The organism is Dietzia sp. IN118, assembly GCF_032905965.1.
In the GTDB taxonomy this organism is placed as follows: domain Bacteria; phylum Actinomycetota; class Actinomycetes; order Mycobacteriales; family Mycobacteriaceae; genus Dietzia; species Dietzia kunjamensis.
Genome location: NZ_JAUMSR010000001.1, coordinates 2471204 through 2496469 on the forward strand (window position 1 = coordinate 2471204; position 25266 = coordinate 2496469).

Here is a 25266-nt window from a genome sequence, read left to right on the forward strand (position 1 = left end):
CGGGCACGGGGGCGGCTGCGTCGGATCAGGGCCGTTGTGCCGGACAAGTAGGGTGGTGGGACCGCCGCCGGACCGGTCGGCGGGCAGTTCTCGAGGAGGATCGTCGATGTCCGAGGAAGCCACCTCCGACGGGCGGGAGGCCGGGGCGGCCGGCGGCTACACCCGCGACCCCGAGGACGAGGATCGCGATCACGGTCGCCGCGCCGGCACCGACGAGGGAACCGCCACCCACCACACCGACGTCATCGGGAGGGCGACGCCGTCCGCCACCCGCCCCGGGGCCACGGTCGTCCACCGGGACGAGACCGCCAAGATCGTCGCGTTCGAGTTCGACGAGGGCCAGGAGATGCCCGACCACGCCGCGTTCCACCCCATCCTCGTCCAGGTGCTGCGGGGACGCGTGGAGTTCGGCCTGCCGGGCCGCACACTCGAACTGCGCACCGGCGAGATCCTCCACCTCACCGCCAAGCTCCGTCACCGGGTCCGGGCACTCGAACCCACCACGCTGACCATCACGATGCTGCTGCCGCGGTCCTGACCCGGTGGCTACGCTGAGGCCCATGATCGCGCTCGTCCTCGCCTCCGCCTCCCCGTCCCGACTGCGGATACTCGAGCAGGCGGGGGTGGACCCGCTCATCCGCCACCCTCAGGTCGACGAGGACGCCCTGCAGGCCGCCCTGCCACCGGGGACCCCGCACGTGCGGGTCGTGGAAGAACTGGCCCGCGCCAAGGCGGAGGACGTTTTGCAGCGCGAGGGCGAGTCGCTCGCGGCCGAGGCGAGGTCGGCCGGCGCCGACACACTCGTGGTGGTCGGGTGCGACTCGATGCTGTTGGTCGACGGCCACCTCGAGGGCAAACCACACACCTACGAGCGCGCCATGGAGCGCTGGCGGAGGATGCGCGGGCGTCACGGGGTCCTGCTCACCGGCCACGCGCTGATCGTGGCCGATCTCACCGGCGACGACCCCCTCGCCGTCACCTTCTCCGAGACCGACACGTCCGACACCACGGTGCACTTCGGCGCACCTTCCGACGCCGACCTCGACGTGTACCTGCGCACGGGGGAGCCGCTCGAGTGCGCGGGCGCGTTCACGATCGAGTCACTCGGCGGCTGGTTCATCGACCGGATCGAGGGCGACCCGTCGAGCGTGATCGGGCTCAGCCTGCCACTGCTGCGGCGACTCCTCGAGGGCGCCGGAATGAACGCCCACCGCGTCTGGCGACCCGAGCTCCGGACGTGAATCCACCCGGGTTTCCCCACCCGCGGACGTGACGGCCAGAACAACTTCGCAGGTCAGGCCGTCCGACTCCCGGCTGGACCGCCCCCGCGGGCCAGCCCTTGGACCCCCAACACCACACATGAGGGGGGCCTCTCATTAGACTGCGGAAGAACTCGGTGGGCCCCACGGCCGATCGACAGTAGAGACGTTTACCTCCAGGAGGCCCTGAGTGCCCAGTCATGCCAGCTCTCACATCACCAAGGTCCTCGTCGCCAACCGCGGCGAGATCGCCGTCCGTGTGATCCGTGCGGCGAAGGACGCGGGCCTGGCCAGCGTGGCCGTATACGCCGAGCCCGACGCCGACGCACTGTTCGTCAAGCTGGCCGACGAGGCCTTCGCTCTCGGAGGAACCACCTCCGCGGAGTCGTACCTGGTCTTCGACAAGATCCTCGACGCCGCCGCCAAGTCCGGCGCCGACGCCATCCACCCCGGCTACGGCTTCCTCTCCGAGAACGCCGACTTCGCGCAGGCCGTCATCGACGCCGGCCTGATCTGGATCGGCCCCCCGCCGCAGGCCATCCGGGACCTCGGCGACAAGGTCACCGCCCGCCACATCGCCGAGCGGGCCAACGCCCCGATGGCCGCCGGTACCAAGGACCCCGTCGCGGGAGCCGACGAGGTCGTGAAGTTCGCCGAGCAGTACGGCCTGCCCATCGCGATCAAGGCCGCCTTCGGTGGTGGCGGTCGCGGCATGAAGGTCGCCCACAGGATGGAGGAGGTCGCCGAGCTCTTCGAGTCGGCCACCCGTGAGGCCGTCGCCGCGTTCGGCCGCGGCGAGTGCTTCGTCGAGCAGTACCTCGACAAGGCCCGCCACGTCGAGGCCCAGGTCCTCGCCGACCAGCACGGCAACGTCATCGTCGCCGGCACCCGCGACTGCACCCTGCAGCGCCGCTTCCAGAAGCTCGTCGAGGAGGCCCCCGCGCCGTTCCTCACCGATGACCAGCGCAAGCGGATCCACGACTCCGCCAAGGCCATCTGCAAGGAGGCCGGCTACTACGGCGCCGGCACCGTCGAGTACATGGTCCAGGGCGACACGATCTCCTTCCTCGAGGTCAACACCCGCCTCCAGGTGGAGCACCCGGTCACCGAGGAGACCGCGGGCATCGACCTCGTCCTGCAGCAGTTCAAGATCGCCGAGGGCGAGGTGCTCGAGTTCACCGAGGACCCCGCCCCGCGTGGCCACGCCTTCGAGTTCCGCATCAACGGCGAGGACGCGGGTCGCGGCTTCCTGCCCGCCCCCGGCACCATCACCGGTTACCACGAGCCCACCGGCCCCGGAGTGCGCATGGACTCGGGCGTCGAGCAGGGTGACACCATCGGCGGCCAGTTCGACTCCATGCTCGCCAAGCTGATCGTGTGGGGCGAGGACCGCGACCAGGCGCTCGCCCGCTCGGCCCGCGCCCTGGCCGAGTACAAGGTCGAGGGCATGGCCACGGTCCTGCCGTTCCACCAGCACATCGTCACCAACCCGGCGTATGTCGGCGACGGCAAGAGCTTCGACATCTACACCAAGTGGATCGAGGAGGAGTGGGACAACCCGATCGAGCCGTGGTCGCCCACCGGTGCGCCGGCCGACGACGACGAGCCCGTCGAGCGCAAGAAGGTCGTCGTCGAGGTGGACGGACGTCGCGTCGAGGTCTCCCTGCCCGGCGACCTGGCCTTCGGCGGCTCGCACGCCGGCGGGACCGTCCGCCGCAAGGCCAAGTCCCGCACCCGTGGCGGCGCCGCAGGTGCGGCCGCGTCCGGTGACGCCGTGTCGGCCCCGATGCAGGGCACTGTCGTGAAGGTCGCCGTGGAGGAGGGCCAAGAGGTCTCCGCCGGCGACCTGGTGGCCGTGCTCGAGGCCATGAAGATGGAGAACCCGGTCACCGCGCACAAGGACGGCGTCATCACCGACCTCGCCGTCGATGCCGGCGCCGCCGTGACCCAGGGAACGGTCCTCTGCGAGATCAAGTGACCTCGTGACGTGGTTGGCGTTCTCGCGCCCACCACGTGCCGAATTCCCGGCGCATCTGCGTCGAACTCGAATCCGCCCCTCGGATCTCGATCTCCGCCCCGGCCCCCGGGAGCGAGTCGAGATCCGAGGGGCGGATTCGTCGTCAGGCAGTCCGGACGCGGCCGAGACACCCGACCGGCCTGCGCGGACGCGGCCGAGACACCCGGCCGGGCCACCCGGCCGGCCTGCGCGGACGCGGCCTGGCCAGCTGGCCGTACGGTGCCGGGTCAGCCGGTCGAGCTGTCGACCACGGGCTGGGCGCTGGCGGGATCGAAGGTCGCGTCCGCGAGGAACTCCCGGACCTCGGGCACACGCCGGAGGAATCCGTCCGCCTCGTCGTCGGACTCCGCCACCTGGCTCGCCTCCTCGGCGGCGACCCGCCGCTCGAACAGCTCCACCTCCCTGGCGATGCGGTCGTCGTCCCAGCCGAGAACGCCCGCCATCAACTCGGCGACCTCGCGAGCGCAGTCGACGCCACCGTGCTGGTACTCCATGGAGATCCGGGTGCGGCGCACGAGGACGTCCTCGAGGTGCAGGGCGGCCTCCGCGAGGGCGGCGTGCACGATCTCCACACGCAGGTAGCGCTCGGCTCCCCGGACGGGATCGAGGAGGTCGGGCCGGTCGGCGGCGAGCTCGAGGACGTATTCGGCGAGCGTTCCGTACCGCCCGAGCAGGTGCTGCATCTGGTCGTCGCGGATCTCGTACTGGTCGGCGATCCGGTCGGCGCGGTTGACCATCCCGGGGTAACCGTCGGCGCCCAGCAGCGGGATCCGCTCTGTCGTCGACGGCGGCACCTCGGCGGCCCGCTCCCCCAGTTCCGCCACGGCGGCGTCCACCGCGTCGGCGGCCATCACGCGGTAGGTCGTGTACTTGCCGCCCGCCACGACCACCGCGCCGGGGGCCACGGTCATCACGGCGTGTTCGCGGGAGAGCTTGGCGGTGGAGTCGGCGCCGCCGGAGAGCAGCGGGCGCAGGCCGGCGTACACGCCGCGGACGTCCTCGCGCCGGATCGGGGTGGTGAGCACCGAGTTGACGTGGCCGAGGATGTAGTCGATGTCCGCGCCGGTGGCCGCCGGGTGGGCGAGGTCGAGTTGCCAGTCGGTGTCGGTGGTGCCGATGATCCAGTACTCGCCCCACGGGATGACGAACAGCACGGACTTCTCGGTGCGCAGGATGAGCGCGGCCTCGGAGTCGACCTTGTCGCGGTCCACCACGATGTGCACGCCCTTGGACGCCCGCACGGTGAAGCCGCCCTCCTCGCCGAGCATCTTCTGCAGCTGGTCGGTCCACACCCCGGCGGCGTTGAGCACGGCCCCGGCCCGGACGTCGGTCTCGCGACCGGTCTCGGCGTCACGCACCCGCACGCCGGTGACCCGGTCGCCGTCCCGCAGGTAGCCGATCACCTGGGTGGAGTTGGCCACGACCGCCCCGTGGTGAGCGGCGGTGCGCGCCAGGGTGAGAGTGTGGCGGGCGTCGTCGACGAGGGTGTCCCAGTAACGGATCCCGCCCACGACGGCGTCCTCGCGCAATCCCGGGGCCACCCGGCGCGCTCCCGCGCGGCTGTAGTGCTTCTGCGGCGGGACGCTCTTGGAGCCGCCCATCACGTCGTAGAGCACGAATCCCGCGGCCATGTAGGGGCGTTCCCAGAACCGACGGGTGAGCGGGAAGAGGAACTTCAGCGGCGTGACCAGGTGCGGGGCCAGGCGCGTCATGCTGAGTTCGCGCTCGTGGAGGGCTTCGGCGACCAGGCCGAAATCGAGCTGCTCGAGGTAGCGCAACCCGCCGTGGAACATCTTCGAACTGCGGGAGGACGTGCCGGCGGCGAAGTCGCGGGCCTCGACGAGCGCCACGTTCAGCCCCCTGGTGGCCGCGTCGAGCGCGCTGCCGGTGCCCACCACACCGCCGCCCACGATCACGATGTCGAAGGTGTCCTCCGACAGTCTGCGCCAGGCCTCGGCGCGGCGGTCGGGGCCGAGGACGGATCGGGACCTGGTCGTGGGCATGGGCGCTCCCTCCGGGGCCGTGCGCGGGTTCCGGCCCGTCGCCGACGACTCTACGCGCGAGGCGGACGTGTCCACACGAACGCGGACGTAGTCTTGGCCGTGTGACTCGCAGCTCCTACATCCTCGCGATCGACCAGGGCACCACCTCGACACGGGCGATCCTCTTCGACGACCGGGGCATGCCGGTGCCCGCGGCGACGGCGCAGGTCGAGCACCGGCAGATCCTGCCGAGGGCGGGCTGGGTCGAGCACGACCCGCTGGAGATCTGGCAGAACGTCCGCGCCGCCATGGCCCAGGTCGCGAGCAGCGTGGACCTCGAACCGGCGGCGGTGACCGCCATCGGCATCACCAACCAGCGCGAGACGGTGGTGGTGTGGGACCGGGAGACCGGCGATCCGGTCTACAACGCGATCGTGTGGCAGGACACCCGCACCTCCGGCATCTGCGCACGACTGTCCGAGGCCCACCCGGACGGCGACGACCGGTTCCGCGCCGCCACCGGCCTGCCCCTGTCGACGTACTTCGCCGGCCCCAAGATCCGGTGGATCCTCGAGCACCTGGACGAGCGGGGCGAACGCGGGACCGAGCGGGCCGAGGCCGGGGAACTGCTGGCGGGGACCATCGACTCGTGGTTGGTGTGGAACCTCACAGGTGGGCGCCGGGGTGGCGACGACGGCGAGGCGGCCCTCCACGTCACGGATGTCACCAACGCGTCGCGGACCCTGCTCATGGATCTGCGGTCCCTGGAGTGGGGTGACGAGCTGTGCCGTGAGGTCGGCGTCCCCCGGGCGATGCTGCCGCGGATCGTCCCCTCCTCCGGGGTGCTGGGGCACGTGACGACACGGCGGATGTTCGGCGGCACGCCCATCGCCGGGATCCTCGGCGACCAGCAGGCCGCGATGTTCGGGCAGACCTGCTTCGAGCCGGGTGAGGCCAAGAACACCTACGGCACGGGCGCGTTCCTGCTGCTCAATACGGGCACGACGCCGCAGTTCAGCGAGAACGGTCTGCTCACCACCGTCTGCTACCAGCTGGGGGACGCCGATCCCGTGTACGCCCTCGAGGGGTCCGTGGCCGTGGCGGGGTCACTGGTGCAGTGGCTGCGCGACAACCTCGGGGTGATCTCGACCGCCGACGAGACCGAGGACCTCGCGAGATCATTGGAGGACAACGGCGACTGCTACCTGGTGCCGGCGTTCTCCGGGCTGCTCGCCCCGCGCTGGCGGCCGGACGCCCGCGGCGTGATGGTGGGCCTGACCCGCTTCCACACCCGGGCGCACCTGGCGCGGGCCGCGCTCGAAGCCACGGCCTTCCAGAGCCGCGAGATGGCCGCGGCGATGGTCGCCGACGCCGGGGAGTCCGCCGATTCGCTGCGGGTGGACGGCGGGATGGTGGTCAACGACTTCCTCATGCAGTTCCAGGCCGACATCCTCGGGGTGGACGTGATCCGGCCGGAGGTCACCGAGACGACCGCACTGGGTGCCGCGTTCGCCGCCGGGCTGGCGGTGGGTCAGTGGGACTCCCCCGACCGGCTCCGTGAACTGTGGCGGGAGGACTGCCGTTGGACGCCGCAGATGCCCGAGGAGGAACGTCAGCGGTTGATCCGCCGGTGGGACGACGCGGTCGAGCGGACGCTGGGCTGGGCGGACGTCGAGGGCTGACCCGGCGGCGACCGGTGCGGTCGACGCGGTGTCAGACGGGGCGAGGTCGACGCGGTGTCAGACGGCGTGGAAGACCGCCGGCCGCAGCGGACGCACGGCGAGGCGGGAGCCCGCCCCGACGCGCTGACCCGTGGGTACCGGCACGGCGCAGATCTGGTCGGTGCCGTCGAATCTCATCCGCACCAGGGTCCGGGCACCCCCGAACTCGACGGCGGTGCACACGGCGTGACCCCGGATCTCCTCGTCGTCGTACCCGACATCGAGCCCGGCGGCCTCGACTCCCCGCACCTCCAGGCTCTCGGGGCGCCACAGGACGGTCCCCCGTCCCTCGGCGGGCGAGTCCAGCGGCACGGTGCCGAGGACCGTCTCCGCGGTCGCGCCGGTCGCGGTGGCCGGCAGGGCGACGGTCTCGCCGGAGAGGTCGGCGACCCCGCGGCTGACCGGATGGTGGTAAAGCCGCTCGGGGGTGTCGACCTGGGCGAGCTCACCGTCGATGAGGACCGCGACGCGGTCAGCCGTCGCCATCGCCTCGGAACGGTCATGCGTGACGAGGATGGAGGTGGCCCCGGCCTCGGCGAGCAACGCCGCGACCTCCGCTCTCACCGCTCCGCGCAGGGCCGCGTCGAGCGCGCTGAAGGGCTCGTCGAGCAGGATCAGCCCGGCGCCGGGGGCGAGTGCCCGCGCGAGTGCCACCCGCTGCTGCTGACCGCCCGACAGTTGCGACGGCCTGTCACCCGCCCGGTCCGCCAGCCTGACAAGGTCGAGCACCTCGCGGACCCGCTCGGCACGCTCGGCGCGGCCGCGCCACCTCGCCAGGGGGCCCGGCGGCACCAGGCCGAACCCCACGTTGTGCGCCACGTCCAGGTGGGGGAACAGCGCGCCCTGCTGGGGGACCAGCCCGATCCCGCGCCGCTGGGCACTGAGCCGGTCGATGCGGCGGCCGTCCAGTAGGATCCGGCCGGACGACACCGGGTGCAGGCCCGCGATCATGCGCAGCATCGTGGTCTTCCCCGATCCGGAGGCGCCCAGGACCGCCACCGATTCTCCCGCCTCCACCCGGAGGGAGACTCCACGGACGACCGGGGAGCCGTCGTAGCCGCCCGAGACGGAGTCGAGTTCGAGTACCCCGCCGGGGCTGGGCTTCCAGGTCACGTCGCGCTCCGTTCGGTCTCGTTCGCCCGGCCCGGGGCCGCGGTCGCCGTGCCCGGGTCGCGTCGGCCGCCCGCGCCCCAGCCGAACGACCGACTCAGCACGAACGCGGGGATGACGGCCACGACGACCAGCATGGCGGCGTACGGGGCCGCCTGCGAGTAGGCCGCCACCTCGGTGTGCGACCACATCGCGGTGGCGAGGGTCTCCGTGCCCGTGGGCCGCAACAACAACGTGGCGGGCAGTTCCTTGGCCACGCTGAGGAACACGAGGCTCGCCCCCGCGAGGATCCCCGGCATCGCCAGTGGCGCGACCACCCGGGCGAACGTGCGCAGACGCCCGGAGCCCAGGCCGGCCGAGACGTCCTCGAGGCTCACCGGGATGGCGCTGACCGAGGAGCGCACCACTCCCACTGCGAGCGGCAGGAACAGCACCACATAGGCGAACACCAGCATCGGTGTCTGCTGGTAGAGCCCCGGCACCAGCCGGATCCCCACGAACACCACCGCGAGGCCCACCGTGATGCCCGGGAGCGCGAAACCGACCTGGGCGATGGTCTCGGTGGACCGCGCGACGATCCCGTCCGAGCGCGCCGCGAGGATCCCGATCGGCAGCGCCAGGACGATGGTGGCCAGCGCCGCCACGGCCGAGACCCCGGCGGTGGTGCCGGCGGCCTGGAACACCGGCGCCCACGAGACGTCCACGCTCGCCGCGGCGCGCACCCACCGGGCGAGGCCGGCGAGCGGGCCGAACACCCCGCCCGCGAGGATGACGGCGACGACGACGAGGGCGAGCCCCTTCAGGCGACCCAGCGGTAGCCGGGTGGGCGCCGAGTCCACCCCGGCGCCGACCCTCGCGACCTCGCCGCGTCGGGCCCGCCGCTCCCCGACCATCACGACCAGGGCCAACACGATGAGGACGCACGCCAGGACAGCCGCCGGGACACGGTCGAACGCCGCCCGGTAGGAGTGGTAGATGCCCAGTGTGAACGCCTCGTAGCGGAGCATCGCGACCGCCCCGAAGTCGGACAGCGTGTACAGCGCCACCAGGAGTCCGCCCGCGGCGACCGCCGGTCGGATCTGTCGGAAGGTCACCCCGAACACGGCGCGGGTGGTGCCGTGCCCGAGGGTGCGCGCGACCTCCTCGAGCCCCGGGTCCACCCGCCGGAGGGCGGCGGAGGCGGGGAGGAACACGTACGGGTAGCAGGAGATGGTGAGCACCGCGACGGCCCCCGGCAACCCGAGGACCTCCGGGAAGTCGGCCACCCAGAGGTAGCCGAGGACATACGACGGCGTGGCCAGCGGAACGCACAGGAGCGCACCGATGACCGGGGCCCCCGGTAGGTCGGTGCGGACCACGAGCCACGCCATCCCCACCCCGACGATCACGCTGGCGGTGGTGACCAACACGACCAGCACGACGGTGTTGCCGAGGAGGGTCAGCGTCCGACCGGAGCCGAGCACCTCGGCGGCGGACGCCGGGCCCCGTTCGCCCGCGCGAATGACCAGGTAGACCAGCGGGATGAGCGTCGCCGCGCACGCCAGCACGGCGGCCGCCCCGAGCAGGGGCCGGCCGCCGCGCAGTCGCGTCAGCAGGTCGATGTCCGGTCCGTCAGATCATGCCGACGCGGGCGAGCATCGCCTGCGTCTGCTCGAGACCGTCCAGCTGACCGAGGTCGATGTCCGGGCCGCCGAGCGTGTCCAGCGGAGGGAGGCCGGCCGCGTCCGTGGCGATCCCCGGGACCACGGGGTACTCGCTGGTCTCCTCGACGAAGTACGTCTGGGCCGGCTCGGCCAGGAACGCCTCGACGACGCGGCGGGCGTCGTCGGGGCGGTCCGTGGAGGCGAGGATCGCCACGCCCGCCACGTTGACCAGCGCACCCGGATCACCCTGCGCCATGTACTTCACGCGGGCGCGCATGTTCTCCGCACCCTTCTCCGCGGCCGAGTTGTACCAGTAGTAGTGGTTGGTCAGACCGAGTTCGACGGTGCCCGCGTCGACGGCCTGCAGGAGCGCGTTGTTGTTCTCGAAGGTCTGCGGGTCGTTGGCGAGGAAGTCCCGCAGCCACTGCTCGGCGGCCTCGTCGCCCCGGTCCACCCGCAGCGCCGTGACGAAGGACTGGAACGACGCGTTGGTGGGCGCGTAGCCCACGCGCCCCTTCCACTCGGGGGCCAGGACCGCGTCGATGGTGTCGGGCACCTCGGCCTCGTCCAGCGTCCGGGAGTCGTAGATCAGGACGCGCGCCCGCAGGCTGGTCGCGACCCAGGTGCCGTCCGCCGCGCGGTACTCCGCGGGGACGGCCTCGGTCACGGACTCGTCGAGCTGCTGCAGCAGGCCCGCGTTGTCGAGGGCACCGAGGGCCCCGGCGTCCTGCGAGAAGAACACGTCCGCGGGGCTGGCCTCCCCCTCCTCCGCGATCTGCGCCGCCATCTCCGGGGTGGAGGCGTACCGCACCTCGATGTCCACCCCGGTGGAGTCCGAGATCTGCTCGATCAGCGGGGCCACGAGGCTCTCGCTGCGACCGGAGTAGAGCACCAGTGCGTCCGATTCGTCGGAGTCCGAGGTGCAGGCCGCCAGCCCGAGTACGAGGGATCCGGCGGCGGCCAGGGCTGCAACACGACGCAGCTTCATTGTGGCTCCTTAGCGGTTCCCGACGCCGTGTCGTCGACGTCGACGGAGCTTAGCCTAACCTGAACGGCCCTTCCGGTCAGTGCGCAGGGCACGCGACATCGTCTCCATCGCACCGGATGCCGGGGCGCCGGATGCCTGTCAGTCGAGGTCGTCGTGGCGCATGAGCTGGCGCGCCGCCTCGGTGATGGTGCCCGTCATCGACGGGTAGACCGAGAACGAGCCCGCGAGATCGCCCACCGTGAGCTGGTTTCGCACCGCCACCGAGATCGGCAGGATGAGCTCGGAGGCGGTGGGGGCGACGACGACCCCGCCGACCACCACGCCCGACGCCGGGCGACAGAAGAGCTTGACGAACCCGCGGCGCAGGCTGCGCATCTTGGCCCGGGGATTGCCGGCCAGCGGCATGACCTCCACGCGGGCCGGTACCTCGCCGCTCTCGATCTGCGCGTGCGAGATGCCGACGGTGGCGATCTCCGGCCGGGTGAACACGGCCGAGGCCACGGTCTTGAGCTTGATGGGGCTGACGCCCTCGCCCAGCGCGTGGTACATCGCGATGCGCCCCTGCATGGCGGCCACGGAGGCGAGCGGGAACAGGTCGGTGCAGTCGCCGCCGGCGTAGATGCCCGGCGCGGTGGTACGCGAGACGCGGTCGACCTTGATGTGGCCGCTGCGCTGCAACTCGACACCGGCGCTCTCCAGTCCGAGGCCCTCGGTGTTGGGCACGGAACCGACGCAGATGAGGGCGTGGGACCCCTTGACCGTGCGACCGTCCCCGAGGCGGACGATGATGCCGTCCTCGAAGTGCTCGACCGCGTCGGCGCGCGCGTGCTTGACCAGCGAGACGCCCCGCTCACTGAGCGCCTCCTCCAGCACCAGGGCGGCGTCGGCGTCCTCGTGCGGCAGCACACGGTCGCGACTGGAGACCATGGTGACCTTGACGCCCATCTCCGTGAACGCCGAGACGAACTCCGCACCGGTGACGCCCGAACCGATCACCACGAGGTGCTTGGGCAGCTCGGTGAGGTCGTAGAGCTGACGCCAGTTGAGGATCCGCTCGCCGTCCGGCTCGGCCCCCGACAGCACCCGGGGACTGGAGCCGGTGGCGATGAGCACCACGTCGGCGTCGAAGATCTTCTCCTGGCCGTCGTCGAACGTCACGGCCACCCGGTGGGAGGCCATGCCGGGCTGGGAGTCGTGCAGACGGGCCCGTCCGGACAGCAGCCGCACGCCCTCACGCTGGAGCTGCGACCGGATGTCCGCGGACTGGGCGCGCGCCAGGGACTTGACCCGGCCGTTGACCTGACCCAGCTTGTAGGCGGTGGGATCGAAGTGCGCCTGGACGCCCATCTCCTCGGCCCGGCGCATGTCCGTGCGCACGCCGGTGGTGGCGATGAACGTCTTGGACGGCACGCAGTCACTGAGGACACAGTTGCCGCCGATGCCGTCGGAGTCGACGATCGTGACGTCCGCACCGTACTGGGCCGCGACCAGCGCGGCCTCGTAGCCGGCGGGGCCGCCGCCGATGATGATGATGCGTTGCGTCACATGTCCTCCACGGCTCACAGGGGTAAGGGCCGGGCGCCGCAGCCCGCTGTGGCGGATCGCGTCACGTCCGCCGTACACGGTAGTCGAACGCCACGATCGGGGACGCCGGGACATCTGGCCGCCACCGCCGAAGGGGCTAGGGTTGTGGGCGTGCCTCTCTACGCCGCGTACGGGACGAACATGTATCCCGATCAGATGAACACCCGCGCGCCGCACTCGCCCTTCGCGGGGACGGGTTGGCTCGAGGGCTGGCGCCTGACCTTCGCCGGGGACGACCCCACGTGGGAGGGTGCCGTCGCCACCGTCGTCGAGGACCCGGACTCCAGGGTGTTCGTGGTGCTCTACGACGTCCCGGACGAGGACGTCCGCGCCCTCGACCGCTGGGAGGGCACGGACCGGATGCCCGCCCGCAAGATCCGGGTCCGCATCACGCGCCGGCCCACCGTGCCCGACGGTCCCCCGGTCGACGCGCAGGAGTCCGAGTTCGCCGTGGACATCGCCCCGGCCGGCACCGACGACACCGTGCTCGCATGGCTGTACGTGATGGACGCCTTCGAGGGCGGCCTGCCGTCCGCGCGCTACCTCGGCTTGCTCGCGGACGCCGCCGAGTGCGCGGGGGCCCCCGAGAAGTACGTGCACGAATTGCGCACACGCCCGTCGCGCAACGTCGGCCCCGGCGCCTGACGCGGATGGCGCCCCTGCTGACGCCCACCGACGAGGCCCGCGCGGCCGCCGCCCGGATCGCCGAACTGAGCGGCCGCGGGCACCACGAGGTGGCCCTGGTCCTGGGGTCGGGCTGGTCCGAGGTCGTGACCGGACTCGCCGACCCGGGCTCCGCCGTGACCATCGCCCCCGCCGACCTCCCCGGGTTCGCCACTCCCGCGGTCGCCGGACACCGCGGGACCGTCACCAGTTGCCTGGTCGACGGGGTGCCGCTGCTGTCCGTGGCCGGGCGCACCCACCTCTACGAGGGCCGGGGTACCGGACCCGTCGTGCACCCCGCCCACGTCGCGGCCGCCTCCGGAGCGCGGGCGCTCGTGCTCACCAACGCCGCCGGCGGACTGCGGGACGACCTCGCCGTCGGCGACCTCGTCCTCATCCGTGACCACCTCAACCTCACCGGGCGCTCGCCGCTCACCGGGCCGCTGTTCGTGGACATGGTCGACGCCTACTCCCCCCGCCTGCGCGCGGCGGCCGCCGACGCGATGGCCGCGGTGGACGCGGGCCGCCCTTCCGAGGGCGTCTACGCCGCCATGCCCGGCCCCCAGTACGAGACCCCGGCCGAGATCCACATGCTCCGCACCCTCGGCGCCGACCTCGTGGGCATGTCGACGGTGCCCGAGACCATCACCGCCCGCGGGCTGGGCCTCGACGTGGTCGCGGTGTCGCTCGTGACCAACCTCGCCGCCGGCGTCACCGGGCAGCCGCTGGACCATTCGGAGGTGCTCGCCGCCGGAGCCGCCGGATCCGCCCGCCTCACCGGGGCCCTGCGCGCCCTCGTCCCCGCCGTCGCCCGCTGCTGAGGGGCATCACCCGTGACGGCGCCCGTTCCCGATCCCGCACCGCTGGCCTTCGGCACCGCGGGCGTCCGCGCTCCCCTGGGGCCGGGGCCGGGCCGGATGAACGACGAGACGGTCACCCTCGTGGCCACCGCCGTCGCCCGGTACCTGCGGGAACATGAACCACCCGGGTCGACGGTCATCGTGGGCGGGGACGCCCGGCACGGGTCGGCCCGATTCGTCGACGTGGTGGCTGCGGTGCTGGCGGCGCACGACCTCGTCGTCGTCGTCCCCGGCGCGCCCGTCCCCACCCCGGTGGTGGCCGCGGCGGTCCGCGCGCGCGGCGCGGTGGCCGGGCTCGTGGTGACCGCCTCCCACAATCCCGCGAGCGACAACGGCATCAAGGTCTACGGACGCGGCGGCGCGCAGATCGTGCCGCCGACCGACTCCCGGATCGAGCGGCACCTGCACGCCGCGGCGCGGGAGGGGGTCGCGGTCCCCACGGCCGTGCCCGGATCGGTGCGGGTGGACCCCGTGCTCGTCGACGACTACGTGGCCTCCGTCGTCGCGGCCCTGCCACGGCCCGTCCGGCCGCCCCGCGTGGCACTGACCCCCGTCCACGGGGTGGGAGGCGACCTCTGCCGCCGCGTCCTGGCCGGGATCGGCGTGCACGACGTGACGCTGGTGGCCGAGCAGGCGGACCCGGATCCGGACTTCCCCACCGTCGCCTCCCCGAACCCCGAGCGACCCGGGACGACCGCGCGGCTGCTGGAGTTGGCGGCGCGGATCGACGCCGACGTCGCGATCGCGCTCGACCCGGACGCCGATCGCTGCGCCGTGGGCTTCGCGGACCCCGGCGGGCGGTGGCGCATGCTCGACGGCGACGAGACGGGCGCGGTACTCGCCGACCATCTGCTGCGCGCGCCGCTGCCGGGGTCGACCGCGGGCGAGGGGCACGGCCTGCCGGTGGTCGCGTCGACGATCGTCTCCTCGCGGGTGCCGTCGCTGCTGGTCCCGGCGCGCGGCGGTCGGCACGTGGAGACGCTGACCGGGTTCAAGTGGCTCGTGCGGGCCGGCGAGCCGCTGCGGTACGCCTACGAGGAGGCCATCGGGCACTGTGTCCTGCCGGACGTCGTGGCCGACAAGGACGGGGTCTCGGCGGCCGCGGTGTGGTGCGCGATGGTCGGATCAGGCGGACCGACGGTCGGCGCGCGACTCGACGCACTGGCCACGGAGTTCGGGGCGCACCTCCGGCGCAACGTGTCGCTGCCCCTGGCGGACGACGCGGACCCGGCGGCGGCGCTGAGGCGGGCGGCCGGGCTTCTCACCACCGTCGGCGAGGTCCGACCGCTGGAGGGGACCGCCGGCATCCGCGTGGACTCGGATGGTGCGCGCGCGGTGGTGCGGCCCTCGGGCACGGAGCCGCTGCTCAAGACGTACGTCGAGGCGTGGACCCCGCCCGGGCCCTCCGCGTCGGACCGCCGCGACGCCGCACGCCGGCTCGCGCGGCTCGGTGATGCGGTCGCAGGCGCGGTGGGCGGCTAGCGCTCAGCGCTCGCCGGTGGGCGGTTGGCGGTTGCCGGTTAGCGGGGGCCGAAGAGGCGGTCGCCCGCGTCGCCGAGGCCGGGGACGATGAAGGCGTTCTCGTCGAGGCGCTCGTCGATCGTCGCGGTGACCAGGGTCGCGGCCAGCCCGGAGGCGCGCACCGCCTCGATCCCCTCCGGCGCACACAGGACGCACACCACGGTGACCCCGGTCGCGCCGCGCACCGCGAGCGTCTCCAGCGTCGACACCAGCGATCCGCCCGTCGCGAGCATCGGGTCCAGGACCACGACGTGACGTCCGGCCAGGTCCTCGGGCAGCGAGCACAGGTACGACACCGGCTGGTGGCTCTCCTCGTCGCGCGCGAGGCCGATGAACCCGACCTGCGCGCCCGGCATCAGACGAGTGGCCGGATCCAACAGGCCCAGGCCCGCCCGCAGCACCGGCACCACGAGCGGCACGCCGTCCACCGCGACCGCGGTCGTGTCCGTGATCGGGGTGCTCACGGTGACCTCGGTGGTCGGTACCGACCGGAAGGCCTCGTAGCAGAGCATGGTGCCGAGGGCGTCCATCGCGGCGCGGAACCCGGCCGTGTCGGTGGCGGAGTCGCGCAGCGTACGGAGCCGGTCCCCGACCAGCGGGTGATCCACGACGGTGATGTCCATGCCCGTCAGGATTCCATACGGAGGAAATCCCGGACCGGCTGGAACCGGATCGACTTCTCGACGCGTCGAACCCTGTGACGGGACGAGAGAGAACGACGAGGGGACGCAGGACATGACGGACGGGGCGATCGACGTCCATGTCGACGGTTTACGCGAACTGGGAACGGGGCTGACCACCCTGGCCGACACGCTGGGGGGTGCGCTCGAGGCGGTGGACGGGCTGCCGATCGAGGCGGTGACGCCCGTGGTCGGGCCCGTGGGCGCCGACTTCATGTCCGCGCTCATGGCGGCGACCGCGCGGCACCGCGAGGTGTTGGCCGGGCTCACGCGGGTCACCGACGCCGCCGGGGAGCTCGTGTTGGAGACGGCCAGGCTCTTCGACGAGTCCGACGCCGCCGGCGCTGCGGCGATCGGCGCCGCCGGTGCCGCCGGTGCCGCCGGCGCCGATCTCACCGGGAAGTGGGTGTGATCCGGTGATCGCCGACGCGCTGGCCTACGCCGGCCCCATCAAACAGATCCTCGATCTGCTGTCCGCGGAGGAGTTCGTCCCCGCCGAGGCGCAGGACATCATGCGGCCGGTCAGTGACGGACTCGAGGCCGCGCAGCAACTCGGCCCGCCGCTGGAACGTCTGCTGTCGGAGTCGTGGGACTCCCTGGCCTCCCTGGGGGCCGCGCACTCGATCGCCGAGGTCGGCCGGACGATGGGCGCGCTCGGCGAGTCCGCCGCGGAGATCGCGCGGGTCACCGCCGTGGCCGCTGAGATCGTGGTCCGGGGGACTGTCGAGGTGATAGGGATCGTGCAGCAGTTCCTCGCCCGTGCGGCCGCCATGGGGCCGGCCCTCCTCACCCCGCCGGGACAGGCCGGCCTCCTCGGGCTGGCCGCCGAGCATCTCGCGCGTGGGATCCAGGTGGCCGAGCGGGTCCAGACCGAGCTGAGGGTGCCGACCGCGGAGATGCGGGCCATCGCCGCCGGTATCCCCCCGGCCCCCCGCATGCCGGGCACGGTCGGGGCCGGTTCCGGCACCGGCGGCGCGATCGACGCCACCATGGTCGCCTACACCGAGTCCGGTCCGGACGCGGTCTTCGCTGCGGGCGGCGGCGCGGGCGGCGCGGTCTTGGCTGCGGGCGGCGGCGCGGACGGCGCGGGCGGCGGCTCGTTTGACGGCGGTTCGTTCGACAGTGGCTCGTCGGGTGTGGCGGCGGAGTCCGCCGCCGGGTCCGGGTTCGTGCCCGGGACGGCGGGGTTCGGTGACGCCGGGTCCGGGGTGATCGGCGGCGGAACCGAGGTGACCCTGCCCGACGGCTCGGTCGTCACCGCCCCCAACGAGCAGGCCGCCGGCGCTGTCCGCAACGCGCTCAGTCAGCAGGGTGTGCCGTACGTGTGGGGCGGCACCTCTCCCGGCCAGGGGCTGGACTGCAGTGGCCTGACGCAGTGGGCGTACGGGGACGCCGGTGTGGAGATCCCCCGCCTGGCCCAGGAACAGGGCGTGGGTGTCCAGGTGTCCCCGCAGGACGTCCTGCCCGGTGATCTGCTCGTGTGGGACGGCCACGTCGCCATGTACATCGGCAACGGTCAGATCGTGGAGGCCGGGGACCCTGTAGCGGTGTCCGGGCTCCGCACCGACAATATCGGCATGTCGTTCCACGGCTTCTACCGTCCGACCGGCTGATGGCACCCGACAGCTGTCGGCACACCGACCCGATTACCGGGGTGGTCGCCGAGGTCGGCACCGACGGCGTCCCGGTGGGCCTGGCCCTTCCGGAGGCCCTCCTCGACCGCCCGCCCGCGGAGGTGGCGCGCGCGGTCCTGCGCAGCCTCACCGCGGCCGCGGGCGACGCCCGCGATCTGCTGGAACGCCTCGCCGCCGACGACTGGGACGAGAGGGACTGGGACGAGAGGGACCCGGACGACGAGCCGGGCGGGTCTGTCAGGTGAGCGCCGGAGGACTGGACGTCGAGGCGTTCCTCGATCGTCTGCGCGGGATCGCGACCGAGTGGGAATCGGCACACGACCAGCTGGAGACCCTGCGCATCTCGACGACCAGCCGGGACCGACTCGCCACCGCGACCGCGGACTCCGGCGGGAGCGTGGTGGACCTCGTGCTGGCGCCCGGGTTGCGCAGGCACGGGTCCGAGGTGGTCGCGGCGTCGATCCTCGAGGCCACGTCGGCTGCCGTGGAGCAGGCCAACACCCGTCGCGCGGAGCTGGTCTCGGGCTCGGTGGCCCTCGCCGTGAGCGGTCGGAGGCGGGCAGCCGAGGACGCCGCCCGTCATCACACCGACCCCGCCCCGGCGGGCCGTGGCACCGCCTGACTAGCCGTGGATATGCTGACCGGCATGGCCAAGGACATCGTCCCGATCGAGCTCGGTCTCCCGGAGGGAGACGTCACGACCCTCTGGGCACCCAGCTGGCGGGAGGACAACGACGACTGGGAGGCGTTCCTCGGGCTGGACGAGGACCTCTACGCCTTCGACTCGACGGCCGAACTCCTCGCCCTGGTCCGCAGCGGCGCGGAGCACGATCTGCAGGACCACCCCTCGTGGGAGGAGTTCGCCGGATCGGACGTGCTCGCCTTCCGCGCCGCCGAGGAGAACTGCTACGACCTCGTCGGCGTCCTCGAGCTCCTCGGGGACGATCCGACCGAGTCGTCGGTCGACGAGATCGATCAGTCCTTCGCGATCGCCCGCTCGATCGGCGAGGTGTGCGAACTGGACACCGTCACCAAGTTCTTCAACGGCAACCCGGTGCTCGCGTCCGTCACGCACGGCATGGACGAGTTCTACGGCCGCGACGGGCTCAAGCTGTGGAAATCCATCCGCAAGACGGTCGCCAAGGGCTGGGACGACGTCCTCGACGCCATCCAGGACGTCATGACCACCCCGGAGATCGACCGCGCCGAGGTCGAGCGTGCGCGCCACGACCTGGAGACCGCCGAGGCCGCGCTCCCCGAGCCGGAGCCGGAGCCCGAGCCCGCCCCGACCGGGTACCCGGAGGGCTCGCTCTGGGAGAGCGTGGGGATCGACCCCGTCAGGATCGTGTTCGCCGACCAGGAGTACCTGAGTCTGCGCTGCTACCTGGGTGACCGGCCGGTGTTCCTCGGCGACGGTGACCAGGCGTACGTCTTCACCAGTGCGCGCGGCCTGTCCCGCTACCTGGCCGACAACGACGACGACACCCTGAGCCGGGTGGCCACCTACGAGCGCGTCAAGATCGCCGCGACCGACGGCAGCCTGGACGTGCACGTCACAGACGACAACGTGTACGTCCTGGCCGGGCTCGACCGCGACATCGAGGTCGGGCCGGAGATGGTGGACTCCGACCAGCTCGGCCTGGCGGTCGAGTTCGTCACCGACCTGGCCAACTACGTCGGCGACGCCGAACTCGAGGCGTCGGTGACCGGGCGCGGGTCGGCGCTACGGCGCTACCTGCACTACGTCCTCAACCCCGACGACGCCAAGCTGCTCGAGCCGACCGCACCGTACGACGACGAGGCGTCCGAGTGGCGTGACCTGGTCGACGACGTCGAGAAGCTCGTCACCACGCCCGACCTCGCCTGATCCGGGGGTGCGTCGCCCCCGGCGTCCGTTCCCGGACGGTCACCAGCCGCGCAGTCGCTCGGTCACCACGCCGGCAGGACCGCGATCCGGGCCCGTCCCGAACGCGGCCGCCACCTCGTCGAGTGCGGCCGGCAACCGTGCGGTGTCGCCCGCGTGGACGGTGGCCACCACCTCGCCGACGCGGACGTGTTCGCCCTCGACGCGGTGCAGCATCACGCCCGCGCCCGGGTCGACCGCCTCGCCGGGGCGGGTACGCCCCGCCCCGGACAACCACGACGCGCGACCGACCCCGAGCGCGTCCCACCTGATCGGACCCGACGCCGGGGCCCGCACCTCCTCGACGTGCGCCGCCCGCGGTAGGACCGCGTCCGGGTCCCCGCCCTGCGCGGAGATCATCGCCCGGTAGGAGTCCATGGCCCGCCCGTCCGCCAGCCGGGCACGCGGGTCGGCGTCCGGGTTCCCCACCGCGGCGAGCGCCTCGAGCGCCAGCGCGCAGGTCAGGTCGACCATGTCGGCCGGCCCCCCGCCGGCGAGGATCTCCCGCGCCTCGGCCACCTCAAGCGCGTTGCCCACGGCGCGACCGAGGGGCGTGTGGTTGGCGGTCACCAGGGCGCTGGTCCGCACACTGGCGGCGGCGCCGATCCCGACCATCACCCGCGCCAACTCGGCGGCGTCGGCGGGGTCGGCCAGGAACGCGCCGGAACCGAACTTCACGTCCAGCACCAGCGCACCGGTGCCCTCGGCGATCTTCTTGCTCATGATGGACGCCGCGATCATCGGGATGGACGGGACGGTGCCGGTGACGTCCCGCAGCGCGTAGAGGGCCCGGTCGGCGGGGGCGAGGTCCGCCCCGGCGGCGCAGATCACGGCCCCGGTCCGCGTCAGGACGGCCCGCATCTCGTCGGCGTCGAGGTCCGCGCGCCACCCGGGGATCGACTCGAGTTTGTCGAGCGTGCCGCCGGTGTGGCCGAGCCCCCGGCCCGACAGTTGTGGCACCGCCACGTCCCACGTCGCCAACAGCGGTGTCAGGACGAGGGTGATCGCGTCGCCCACGCCGCCGGTGGAGTGCTTGTCGACGGTGGGCACCACCCTGCCGCCGCGGGTCAGGCCGGACAGGTCCATCCGGGTTCCGGAGCCCACCATCGCCGTGGTCCACCGGGAGATCTCCCGCTCGGTCATCCCACGGAAGTAGATCGCCATCGCGAGCGCGGACATCTGCTCGGGCGCGACGACCCCGCGGGTGAACCCGTCGACGATCCAGTCGATCTCGTCGTCGTCGAGCTCCCGCCCGTCCCTCTTCGCCTCGATGATCCGCACGGCGTCGTGTCGCGCGCTCACACCAGATCCACTCACCGCAGGTCCCCCGGTCCGAAGGCGTCCGGGAGGAGCTCGGCGAGGGGCACCGCGCCTCGCGCGGTGTGGACCAGCAGCCCGGGGCCGCCGTGTTCGTGCAGGAGTTGTCGGCAGCGCCCGCACGGCGCGAGGGGGTCCCCGGTGTTGGAGACGACGACGAGCTCGAGCAGTCTCCCACCCCCGGTGCGGTAGAGGTCGGAGACGAGCGAGCACTCGGCGCACAGGGTCAGGCCGTAGGAGGCGTTCTCGACGTTGCACCCGACGACCATCCGCACCCGCCCGTCGGGGTCGCCGGCGGGCGGATCCGCGTCCGGGCCAACGGCCAGCGCGGCGGCCCCCACCCCCAGCCCGGAGTACGGACGGTAGGCACCCCGTGCGGCGGCGAGGGCGGCGTCGGCGAGGCCGGCGACGATCGCGTTGTGTTGTGCTGCGGTTTCGTCCTGGGACACCTGGCCTACCCCTCGGTAACATCTTTTAGGCTTCCCTCACTGGGAGAACCCGCTCGGTCCACGGTACCCACCCTGCTTTCGCCTAGTCAGATCTCAGGTCTAAAGTCCTAGTAGGCGCCCGCTGTGCTCTCGGGCCGGAACGCGCGCCGATGGCATCAGGCCCAGACGATTCGGAGGCACGACAAGCCCATGAGTACTGCGCAGGCGCCGGCGCGTCCGGCCCCCACAAAGAAGCTCAACCTCTACAAGGGTGACCCGGGGATGTGGTCCTGGGTCGCGCACCGCATCTCGGGCGTCGCGATCTTCTTCTTCCTCTTCGTCCACGTGCTCGACACCGCGCTCGTCACGGTGAGCCCGGAGAGTTACAACGCGGTCATCGACACGTACAAGACCCCGATCGTCGGCCTCATGGAGATCGGCCTGGTCGCGCTCGTGCTCTTCCACGCGCTCAACGGTCTCCGGATCGTCCTCGTCGACTTCTGGTCGAAGGGCGCCAAGTACCAGCGTCAGATGCTGTGGGCCGTCCTGGCGATCTGGGTCGTGGTGTTCGCCGCGGCCACCGCCCGCCTCCTCTTCCTTCTCTTCCAGCACCTCTAAGGGGAACGATCACCATGGCAGACGCACCTGTTCTCCAGACGTCCTACGACCGGCCGGCCTCCCTGGCGCAGCCGCGCTCGCCCCGCCTGCGCTCGCGCGGCAACTTCGAACGCTCGGCGTGGATCTTCATGCGCTACTCGGGCGTCGCGCTGGTCATCCTCACGATCGGTCACCTCACCGTCGGTCTGATGATCGACGAGGGCGTCCAACGCATCGACTGGGCGTACGTGGCGGACCGCTGGCAGAGCCCGTTCTGGGCCGTGTGGGACCTCCTCATGCTCTGGCTGGCCATGCTCCACGGCGGCAACGGTGTCCGCACCGTCATCGCGGACTACTCCCGCAAGGACTCGACCCGGTTCTGGCTCAACTCGATCCTGTTCGTCGCCACCGGCCTCGTCCTGGTCCTGGGCACCTACGCCATCTTCGGCCTCGCCTACGACCTCTGACCGCGGCCGTCTTCGTCTGCGGACTTCACTTCTCCGAAAGCGAGCACTGAGTAACCCATGACCGATCGTCAGGTCCACCAGCATCAGTACGACGTCGTGATCGTCGGCGCCGGCGGCGCGGGTATGCGCGCGGCCATCGAGTCGGGCCCGCGTACCCGCACCGCCGTCCTCACCAAGCTCTACCCCACCCGCTCCCACACCGGCGCCGCCCAGGGCGGCATGTGCGCCGCCCTCGCGAACGTCGAGGAGGACAACTGGGAGTGGCACACGTTCGACACGGTCAAGGGTGGCGACTACCTCGTCGACCAGGACGCCGCGGAGATCATGGCCAAGGAGGCCATCACCGCCGTCATCGACCTGGAGAACATGGGCCTGCCGTTCAACCGCACGCCCGAGGGCAAGATCGACCAGCGGCGCTTCGGCGGCCACACCCGTGACCACGGCAAGGCTCCCGTACGTCGCGCCTGCTACGCGGCCGACCGCACCGGTCACATGATCCTGCAGACGCTCTACCAGAACTGCGTCAAGCACAACGTCGAGTTCTTCAACGAGTTCTACGTCCTGGACCTGTGCCTCACCGAGACCCCCGAGGGCCCCGTCGCCACCGGCTGCGTCGCCTACGAGCTCGCCTCCGGCGACCTGCACGTCTTCCACTCCAAGGCCACGGTCTTCGCCACGGGCGGCTCGGGCCGCATGTACAAGACCACGTCCAACGCCCACACCCTCACCGGTGACGGCATGGCCGTGGTCTTCCGCAAGGGCCTTCCGCTGGAGGACATGGAGTTCCACCAGTTCCACCCGACCGGCCTCGCCGGCCTGGGCATCCTCATCTCCGAGGCCGTCCGCGGTGAGGGCGGCATCCTGCGCAACGCGGACGGTGAGCGCTTCATGGAGCGCTACGCCCCCACCATCAAGGACCTCGCCCCGCGTGACATCGTCGCCCGCTCGATGGTCCTGGAGGTCCGCGAGGGCCGCGGCGCCGGCCCCGAGAAGGACTACGTCTACATCGACGTGACCCACCTCGGCGCCGACGTGCTGGAGGAGAAGCTGCCCGACATCACCGAGTTCTCGCGCACCTACCTCGGTGTGGACCCGGTGACCGAGCTCGTGCCGGTCTTCCCCACCTGCCACTACGTCATGGGCGGCATCCCGACCAACATCAAGGGCGAGGTGCTGCGCAACTCCGAGGACGTCGTCCCCGGCCTGTACGCCGCCGGCGAGTGCGCCTGCGTCTCCGTCCACGGCTCCAACCGTCTGGGCACCAACTCCCTGCTGGACATCAACGTCTTCGGCCGACGTGCGGGCATCGCGGCCGCCGACTACGCCGCGGGTCATGACTTCGTCGAGCTGCCCGCCGAGCCCGAGATGATGGTGCGCGACTGGATGGAGCGCATGCTGGCTCCCCACGGCCAGGAGAACGCCGCCGACATCCGCAGCGAGATGCAGGCCATGATGGACGACAAGGCCTCGGTGTACCGCACCGAGCAGTCGCTCACCGAGGCCCGTGACGAGCTCCGTGCACTCAAGGCCCGCTACGCCGACGTCACCGTCAGCGACAAGGGCAAGCGTTTCAACACCGAGCTCCTGGAGGCCATCGAACTGGGCTTCCTGCTGGAGCTGGCGGAGGTCACCGTCGTGGGTGCCCTCAACCGAAAGGAGTCGCGCGGCGGCCACGCCCGCGAGGACTTCCCGGACCGCGACGACGCCACGTACATGAAGCACACGATGGCGTACAAGGAGGACGGTCTCGACCTGCTCTCCGACATCCGGCTGGATTGGAAGCCGGTTGTGCAGACCCGCTACGAGCCGATGGAGCGTAAGTACTGATGAGCACCGCAGTCGACACCACCAAGGCCAACGACGGCAAGGACCCCGGCGCCAACCGTCCCGTGCCGCCCGGCTCGACCATGGTCACGCTGAAGATCGCCCGGTTCAACCCGGAAGATCCGGACTCGGCCGGCTGGAAGGAGTACGAGGTCCCGGCGCTGCCGTCCGACCGTCTGCTCAACCTGCTGATGTACGTCAAGAACTACATCGACGGCTCGCTCGCGTTCCGTCGCTCGTGCGCGCACGGCGTCTGCGGCTCGGACGCCATGCTGATCAACGGCGTCAACCGACTGGCGTGCAAGGTCCTCATGAAGGACATGCTGCCCAAGGACGGCAAGTCCATCACCATCACGGTCGCCCCGATCCGCGGGCTGCCGGTGGAGAAGGACCTGTACGTCGACATGGAGCCGTTCTTCAAGTCGTTCCGTGACGTGATGCCGTACCTCATCACCTCCGGCAACCAGCCGACCGCCGAGCGCATCCAGTCGCCGACGGACCGCGCCCGTTTCGACGACACCACCAAGTGCATCCTCTGCGCCTGCTGCACGACCTCCTGCCCCGTGTTCTGGGCCGACGGGTCGTACTTCGGGCCGGCGGCGATCGTCAACGCGCACCGGTTCATCTTCGACTCGCGTGACGAGGGCGCCGCCGAGCGGCTCGAGATCCTCAACGACGCCGAGGGCGTGTGGCGCTGCCGCACCACCTTCAACTGCACCGACGCGTGCCCCCGTGGCATCCAGGTGACCCAGGCGATCCAGGAGGTCAAGCGCGCACTGCTGTTCGCGCGCTGATCACCGGGTAGCCACCACGCCGGCGCGCGTCGTTCCGACGTCGCCTCGCAGCACCGGCCGGGGCCGCATTCTCCCAGACGGAGAGTGCGGCCCCTCCGCCGTTTCCTTCCCTCGCGGCCCCTCGCCTCCCCGGCAGCCGCACGCCGGGGCAACTGCCGCACGTCGGGGCAACTGCCGCACGTCGGGGCCACAGCCGCACGCCCGGGCCACAGCCGCTCCCCGGGGTGGCATCTCGCCTGCTCCGAAGCGGGTGCGAGACGCCACCCCGGGGAGC

The 25266-nt window shown here is 72.0% G+C and carries 24 protein-coding genes; 16 read left to right on the forward strand and 8 right to left on the reverse strand.

The features are described 5' to 3' along the window. The first annotated feature begins 106 nt into the window (after positions 1-106). From Q2K20_RS11855 to Q2K20_RS11865, 3 genes are all read left to right on the forward strand, one after another. Positions 107-538 carry a cupin domain-containing protein gene (locus tag Q2K20_RS11855; RefSeq protein WP_159149113.1) on the forward strand — a complete coding sequence of 144 codons (432 nt, stop codon included), beginning with the start codon at positions 107-109 and terminating at the stop codon, positions 536-538. A 22-nt stretch (positions 539-560) separates the two neighbouring features. Then, entirely contained in the window at positions 561-1241 is a 681-nt protein-coding gene (locus tag Q2K20_RS11860; protein ID WP_067712224.1) for a Maf family protein, read from the forward strand. A gap of 208 nt (positions 1242-1449) precedes the next feature. Continuing rightward, positions 1450-3237 carry an acetyl/propionyl/methylcrotonyl-CoA carboxylase subunit alpha gene (locus Q2K20_RS11865; protein WP_119191961.1) on the forward strand — a complete coding sequence of 596 codons (1788 nt, stop codon included), beginning with the start codon at positions 1450-1452 and terminating at the stop codon, positions 3235-3237. A 266-nt stretch (positions 3238-3503) separates the two neighbouring features. Here Q2K20_RS11865 and Q2K20_RS11870 read toward each other — a convergent pair whose 3' ends face one another. Beyond that, complete coding sequence (locus Q2K20_RS11870; RefSeq protein ID WP_120286179.1) at positions 3504-5279, reverse strand: glycerol-3-phosphate dehydrogenase/oxidase; 1776 nt, start codon at positions 5277-5279, stop codon at positions 3504-3506. Positions 5280-5380: 101 nt separating this feature from the next. Here Q2K20_RS11870 and glpK point away from each other — a divergent pair, with 101 nt between their 5' ends. Further along, positions 5381-6940 (forward strand): glycerol kinase GlpK, encoded by a 1560-nt coding sequence (gene glpK / locus Q2K20_RS11875; RefSeq protein ID WP_069389188.1) that lies wholly within the window; start codon positions 5381-5383, stop codon positions 6938-6940. Between the two features lie 57 nt (positions 6941-6997). On the opposite strand, the gene Q2K20_RS11880 is transcribed toward glpK, so the two are convergent. The 4 genes from Q2K20_RS11880 to Q2K20_RS11895 all read right to left on the reverse strand — a co-directional run bounded on the left by Q2K20_RS11880 (position 6998) and on the right by Q2K20_RS11895 (position 12265). Then, positions 6998-8092 carry an ABC transporter ATP-binding protein gene (locus Q2K20_RS11880; RefSeq protein WP_132063510.1) on the reverse strand — a complete coding sequence of 365 codons (1095 nt, stop codon included), beginning with the start codon at positions 8090-8092 and terminating at the stop codon, positions 6998-7000. Next, positions 8089-9636: an iron ABC transporter permease gene (locus Q2K20_RS11885; RefSeq protein ID WP_308202545.1), complete on the reverse strand. Its 1548-nt coding sequence runs from the start codon at positions 9634-9636 to the stop codon at positions 8089-8091. Before Q2K20_RS11885 ends, Q2K20_RS11880 begins: the two co-directional genes overlap by 4 nt. A gap of 64 nt (positions 9637-9700) precedes the next feature. Next, positions 9701-10720: an iron ABC transporter substrate-binding protein gene (locus tag Q2K20_RS11890; RefSeq protein ID WP_132063512.1), complete on the reverse strand. Its 1020-nt coding sequence runs from the start codon at positions 10718-10720 to the stop codon at positions 9701-9703. Between the two features lie 138 nt (positions 10721-10858). After that, entirely contained in the window at positions 10859-12265 is a 1407-nt protein-coding gene (locus Q2K20_RS11895; RefSeq protein WP_069389277.1) for an NAD(P)H-quinone dehydrogenase, read from the reverse strand. Positions 12266-12415: 150 nt separating this feature from the next. On the opposite strand from Q2K20_RS11895, the gene Q2K20_RS11900 reads away from it, so the two are divergent. The 3 genes from Q2K20_RS11900 to Q2K20_RS11910 are packed head-to-tail and all read left to right on the forward strand — an operon-like array spanning position 12416 to position 15309. Further along, complete coding sequence (locus tag Q2K20_RS11900) at positions 12416-12949, forward strand: gamma-glutamylcyclotransferase family protein (protein WP_067712430.1); 534 nt, start codon at positions 12416-12418, stop codon at positions 12947-12949. A 5-nt stretch (positions 12950-12954) separates the two neighbouring features. Beyond that, complete coding sequence (locus Q2K20_RS11905; protein WP_163376644.1) at positions 12955-13788, forward strand: purine-nucleoside phosphorylase; 834 nt, start codon at positions 12955-12957, stop codon at positions 13786-13788. Between the two features lie 12 nt (positions 13789-13800). Next, complete coding sequence (locus Q2K20_RS11910) at positions 13801-15309, forward strand: phospho-sugar mutase (protein ID WP_269502274.1); 1509 nt, start codon at positions 13801-13803, stop codon at positions 15307-15309. Between the two features lie 38 nt (positions 15310-15347). Here Q2K20_RS11910 and upp read toward each other — a convergent pair whose 3' ends face one another. After that, positions 15348-15971 carry a uracil phosphoribosyltransferase gene (gene upp, locus Q2K20_RS11915; RefSeq protein ID WP_067712199.1) on the reverse strand — a complete coding sequence of 208 codons (624 nt, stop codon included), beginning with the start codon at positions 15969-15971 and terminating at the stop codon, positions 15348-15350. Between the two features lie 112 nt (positions 15972-16083). On the opposite strand from upp, the gene Q2K20_RS11920 reads away from it, so the two are divergent. The 5 genes from Q2K20_RS11920 to Q2K20_RS11940 are packed head-to-tail and all read left to right on the forward strand — an operon-like array spanning position 16084 to position 19529. Continuing rightward, positions 16084-16440 (forward strand): type VII secretion target, encoded by a 357-nt coding sequence (locus Q2K20_RS11920; protein WP_067712196.1) that lies wholly within the window; start codon positions 16084-16086, stop codon positions 16438-16440. Positions 16441-16444: 4 nt separating this feature from the next. Then, positions 16445-17641 carry a C40 family peptidase gene (locus tag Q2K20_RS11925; RefSeq protein ID WP_067712193.1) on the forward strand — a complete coding sequence of 399 codons (1197 nt, stop codon included), beginning with the start codon at positions 16445-16447 and terminating at the stop codon, positions 17639-17641. Beyond that, positions 17641-17907 carry a hypothetical protein gene (locus tag Q2K20_RS11930; protein WP_067712190.1) on the forward strand — a complete coding sequence of 89 codons (267 nt, stop codon included), beginning with the start codon at positions 17641-17643 and terminating at the stop codon, positions 17905-17907. The genes Q2K20_RS11925 and Q2K20_RS11930 overlap by 1 nt, the downstream gene beginning before the upstream one ends. Beyond that, a complete protein-coding gene (locus Q2K20_RS11935; RefSeq protein WP_067712187.1) occupies positions 17904-18284 on the forward strand; it encodes a YbaB/EbfC family nucleoid-associated protein in 381 nt (126 codons plus the stop codon). The genes Q2K20_RS11930 and Q2K20_RS11935 overlap by 4 nt, the downstream gene beginning before the upstream one ends. 24 nt (positions 18285-18308) lie before the next feature. Further along, positions 18309-19529 carry a primosomal protein gene (locus tag Q2K20_RS11940; RefSeq protein WP_182640371.1) on the forward strand — a complete coding sequence of 407 codons (1221 nt, stop codon included), beginning with the start codon at positions 18309-18311 and terminating at the stop codon, positions 19527-19529. A 39-nt stretch (positions 19530-19568) separates the two neighbouring features. On the opposite strand, the gene Q2K20_RS11945 is transcribed toward Q2K20_RS11940, so the two are convergent. Both Q2K20_RS11945 and Q2K20_RS11950 read right to left on the reverse strand, forming a co-directional pair. Next, positions 19569-20867 (reverse strand): thymidine phosphorylase, encoded by a 1299-nt coding sequence (locus Q2K20_RS11945; protein ID WP_283467349.1) that lies wholly within the window; start codon positions 20865-20867, stop codon positions 19569-19571. 11 nt (positions 20868-20878) lie between these two features. Continuing rightward, the gene (locus Q2K20_RS11950) at positions 20879-21331 is read right to left on the reverse strand and encodes a cytidine deaminase (RefSeq protein ID WP_159148957.1); all 453 of its coding nucleotides are present in this window, start codon (positions 21329-21331) and stop codon (positions 20879-20881) included. Positions 21332-21520: 189 nt separating this feature from the next. Here Q2K20_RS11950 and sdhC point away from each other — a divergent pair, with 189 nt between their 5' ends. From sdhC to Q2K20_RS11970, 4 genes are read left to right on the forward strand one after another with little or no spacing between them, the layout of a single operon-like run. Then, positions 21521-21928: a succinate dehydrogenase, cytochrome b556 subunit gene (gene sdhC, locus Q2K20_RS11955; protein ID WP_083249443.1), complete on the forward strand. Its 408-nt coding sequence runs from the start codon at positions 21521-21523 to the stop codon at positions 21926-21928. Between the two features lie 14 nt (positions 21929-21942). Then, positions 21943-22374 (forward strand): succinate dehydrogenase hydrophobic membrane anchor subunit, encoded by a 432-nt coding sequence (locus Q2K20_RS11960; RefSeq protein WP_067712174.1) that lies wholly within the window; start codon positions 21943-21945, stop codon positions 22372-22374. 57 nt (positions 22375-22431) lie between these two features. Continuing rightward, on the forward strand, positions 22432-24201 hold the full coding sequence (sdhA, locus tag Q2K20_RS11965; RefSeq protein WP_301162697.1) for a succinate dehydrogenase flavoprotein subunit: 1770 nt from the start codon (positions 22432-22434) through the stop codon (positions 24199-24201). Continuing rightward, complete coding sequence (locus Q2K20_RS11970) at positions 24201-24992, forward strand: succinate dehydrogenase iron-sulfur subunit (RefSeq protein ID WP_119192275.1); 792 nt, start codon at positions 24201-24203, stop codon at positions 24990-24992. Before sdhA ends, Q2K20_RS11970 begins: the two co-directional genes overlap by 1 nt. The last annotated feature ends 274 nt before the right edge of the window (positions 24993-25266 follow it).